Here is a 3,737-nt window from a genome sequence, read left to right as displayed (position 1 = left end):
GGTGCGGGCACCGGCGCCGGAGACGGTGCATCCGTCTGCGTCGGCGGCGGGCCGGCCGCGCCGTCCTCATCCTTGCCGCCGCACGCGGCCAGCGCGATCGTCAGCGATGCGAGCAGCGTGGCCGCGCGCGCACGCGCCAGGCGCCGGCCGCGCGACAGGTCGGAAAGTTGCTTCTTCATGGTTCTCTCGTTCAAGGCCAGGCGCGCAGCACCCAGTCGTTCCACTTCTTCAGCCGCTGCGCGTCACCGCCCATCTGCGTGATCTTCCAGATGCCGTACTGCGACTTCTGCTCCGCCGGCACGCGGTAGTCCACCGAGTTCATCGCGTAGCCGCCGTTCACCGGGGCCAGCGGCTTCTTCGCGCGGTCCAGGCAGAACGCGAAGCCGGCGGTCGGCTCGGGTTCGCCCAGGTCCATGTTGTTGGGATCGCAGCGCCGCCACAGGGCCGGGTCGGTGTCGGTGAACAGCTGGTTGAACTGCTGCATCGCGCCGTTGACGACCTTCAGGTGCAGGCCCGCCTGCAGCTGGTCGAACTTCTTGAACGGCGTGCTGCCGTTGCCCTGCGTCGTCGCGGTGTCGATGAAATTGGTCGGCACCAGGTGCTTCAGCGTCTGCGCCCGGCTGTAGCGGCCGCGGTTCAGGATGATCGAGCGCGTGTCGCCCGGCACGTACAGCGGGATCGCGTTGTTGACGAACTGCGCGCCCTTGATGCGCGCCTGCAGCAGCCGGATGTTGGCCATCAGCGCCCAGTTGGCCTGCGCCGGCGTCGAGGTGCCCAGCGCGTTGGCCAGGACGTCGTCGAAGCCGGTCAGGTAGGGCCAGTCCACCGAGTAGTTGACCCAATCGCCCTGGCCGCCCGGGTTGATGCTGACCTGCATCTGGTACCAGGCGTTGGTGCGGTAGTACGAGCCCATCTTGTTCGCGGCTTCCCATGCCATGGTCCACTCGCGGGTCACCTTGCCGGTGGCGTCCTGGTCGGCCTGGTACAGCATGTGCGGCGCGAGGAAGAACGCGCTCACCGTGTTGAACGGCCAGCCGCGCGCCTCGCCGCGGCCCTTCCAGGTCTTCGCGGCGCTGTCGTAGTCGCCGATGAACCATTTCTGGTTGCCCTCGAGCCCGTATTGCTGCGCCCACTGCCACTGGTTGACCACGTTCCAGTGCAGCATGCTCATCACCGCACGCTCGATGAAGGCGTTGGTGGTGAACGAGGCGGGGTCGCCCGCCGTGGTGGCCGGCGAGGCCAGCGCCATCAGGTTGCGCGCGCCGACCTGCGCGCCGTTCTCGCCCGAGGCAGCAATGTGGTTGCCGCGGCCGCCGCCCAGGTAGTTGTAGGCCTCGAAGCCGGACATCTGCAGGATGCCCTGGATCTCGGCCCGCTCGGCCGGCTGCAGGTGGCTCCAGTCGCCGAAGGCGCCGTTCGGGTTCCTGTGCGATTCGAACCAGGTGGCGATCCGCTTCGAGGTCGCGTACGGGTTCATGCTGCCGTTGGCGAACTTGCCGCCGGTCTCGAACGAGCCGGTGGCACCGCCCGCGGGCCACACGTCCAGCGGGTGGATGGTGGGCAGCCACGCGTTCCAGTCCGGGTACTGCAGCGGCATCGCACCTTCGCGGGTGTTCAGCGTCGCGTTGGCGTCCATCACGCGGTCGACGTCGGCCTGGCTCAGGTTCAACGCACTGCCGTCCTGCGGCTTGCCGAACAGCGCCTTCATCGCCTGCACCGGGCTCTCGATCACCGCACCCAGGCCGGCGCCGGCCGCCCATTCGGCCAGCGGCTTGCTGTCCAGCCCGGGGCCGGGCTGGTACGGCGGGTTCCACGGTGCGGCGCCGTTCGCATGCGGCACCGACTGCATGGTGTAACGGATGTAGGCGGCGATCTGCCTGCCCTGCGCCTCGCTGAGCCCGTGGAAGCGCGCGCGCTGCACGATGGCGTTGTTCGAGTAGTTGAAGTACTGCAGGTCGCGCCCGTCCTCGGCATGGCACGACGAGCAGGCCGCCTTGATCGCGCGGTTGACGATGGTCGACTTCAGCAGCCTGCCCTGGCCGTGCCACAGCGCGTCGCCGGCGGTGACGTCGGCGCTCCAGCTGCGGCCGGCGTCCTTCTCGGCCTTGACGTCGGTGTGCTGCACCGCATTGCTCGCGAGGCTCGCGCCCTGCGCGTCCTGCAGTTGCAGGTCGACGATGCGGTAGCCGTTGGATTCGCCGTCGGTGCCGTTGAAGCGGAACTGCACGCGGTTGGCACCGGCGACGAGGCGCGCCTTGGCGGCGGCATCGAGCACCAGGCTCATGCGCGTGGTGTACAGGCCGCCGCGCGTCAGGCCGCCCTGCACGCGCTCGGCATCGGCCAGCTTCATCGTCGCATCGGTGATGTCGACCCACGGGATGCTGCCGGCCTGCGCCGCCGCCACGCCGCCGAGCACGCGCACGCTCGCCTTGATCCTGGTGGGTGGCTGCGTGGTGGCCTCGAACTCCGGCGCGCCGAAGAAGCCGCAGCGGTGGCACTGGAACCACAGCTGGTTCACGGCGGCGAGCTTCAGCGCATCGACGGCGAGGCTGGCTTCGGCGACGACCGGCGCCTGCGGCGAGCCGTTGCCCAGCACCTCCAGCGGCAACACGAGCGGGCTGTTCGGTGCCGGTGCCGGTGCCGGTGCCGGTGCCGGTGCAGGCGCGGGAGCGGGCGCAGGGGCCGGCGCAGGCGACGGAGCGGGTGCCGGTGAGGGGGACGGCGCCGGCGCAGGACTCGGCGCAGGACTCGGAGCGGGTGCCGGCGCAGGCGCAGGCGCGGGAGCGGGCGCAGGGGCTGGCGCCGCCGCGCCCACGGCCTCGAACCGCCATTGCTGATTGCCCTTGCCGGTGCCGCACTCCCATTGCTGCACCTCGGCGCCCACCGCCGTGCTGTTGCCCTTCACGTCCACGCACTTGCCGCTGTGCCGGGCCTTCAGCATGAAGGCGCCGCCGTCTGCGGTCGCGCTGAAGTGCTGGTTGGCGCCGCCGCTGTCGGAATACTGCTGCAGGCGCGCGCCGCTGACGGTGGAGATGCCCTCGATGTCGAGCACCCGGCCGCTGTTGGCGTTGCGCAGGCGGTAGCTGCCGTCGGCCACCGGCAGCAGGTCGAAACGCTGGCTGGCCGCGCCGGTGCAGCGCACCTGGATCGCCGATGCCTTGTCGGCCGTGCTCGCGGCGGCGATGTCCAGGCACAGGCCGGAGTGCATCGCGCGCAATGCGTACTGCCCGATCGCCAGCGCCGATCGGCCGCCGGTGCCCTGCGGGTACAGCAGGAACTGCTGCGCGGCCTGGCCGTCGCAGCTCGCCTGAAGCAGGCCGGCACCGCCCGCCGCGCTGACGCACTTGCGGCTGCCCACGTTGACGAAGCTGTAGCGGTTGCCCGCCGCCAGTTGCGTCGTGAAGCGCTGTGCGACGGTGCCGTTGTCGGTCCACTGGTGGATCACCGCGCCCTCGGCGGTGGACTGGCCGTTCAGGTCCACCACCCGGCCGGTGGCCGCATTCGTCAGCTTGACGCTGCCGTCCGGCTGGCGCTTCAGGTCGTAGGCCTGCGCCGGCGCGCCGTTGCAGGCCGCCTGCCGGAAGCGGGTGCCGTCGGCGTTGGCCGGCAGCGCCTCCATGCACTGGCCGCCCTGCGCGGCGGCGATCGCATAGCGTCCGTCGGGCAGCGTCGCGGCACCGACCGCCACGGCCTGCGCCGACGCGCGCTCCGCGGCCCCATCCTGCGCGGGCGGCGCC

The 3,737-nt window shown here is 71.1% G+C and carries 1 protein-coding gene; it reads right to left on the bottom strand.

The annotated features are described in order from the left end of the window. Positions 1–190: 190 nt before the first annotated feature. The coding region (locus tag AC1D1T_RS30965; RefSeq protein WP_477993217.1) for an RICIN domain-containing protein at positions 191–3,737 on the bottom strand (3,547 nt) is incomplete at its 5' end.

Source organism: Rhizobacter sp. P2_H3, assembly GCF_056403355.1.
Note: the sequence above shows the minus strand (reverse complement) of the source record. Positions and strands in the feature narration are given on the sequence as shown.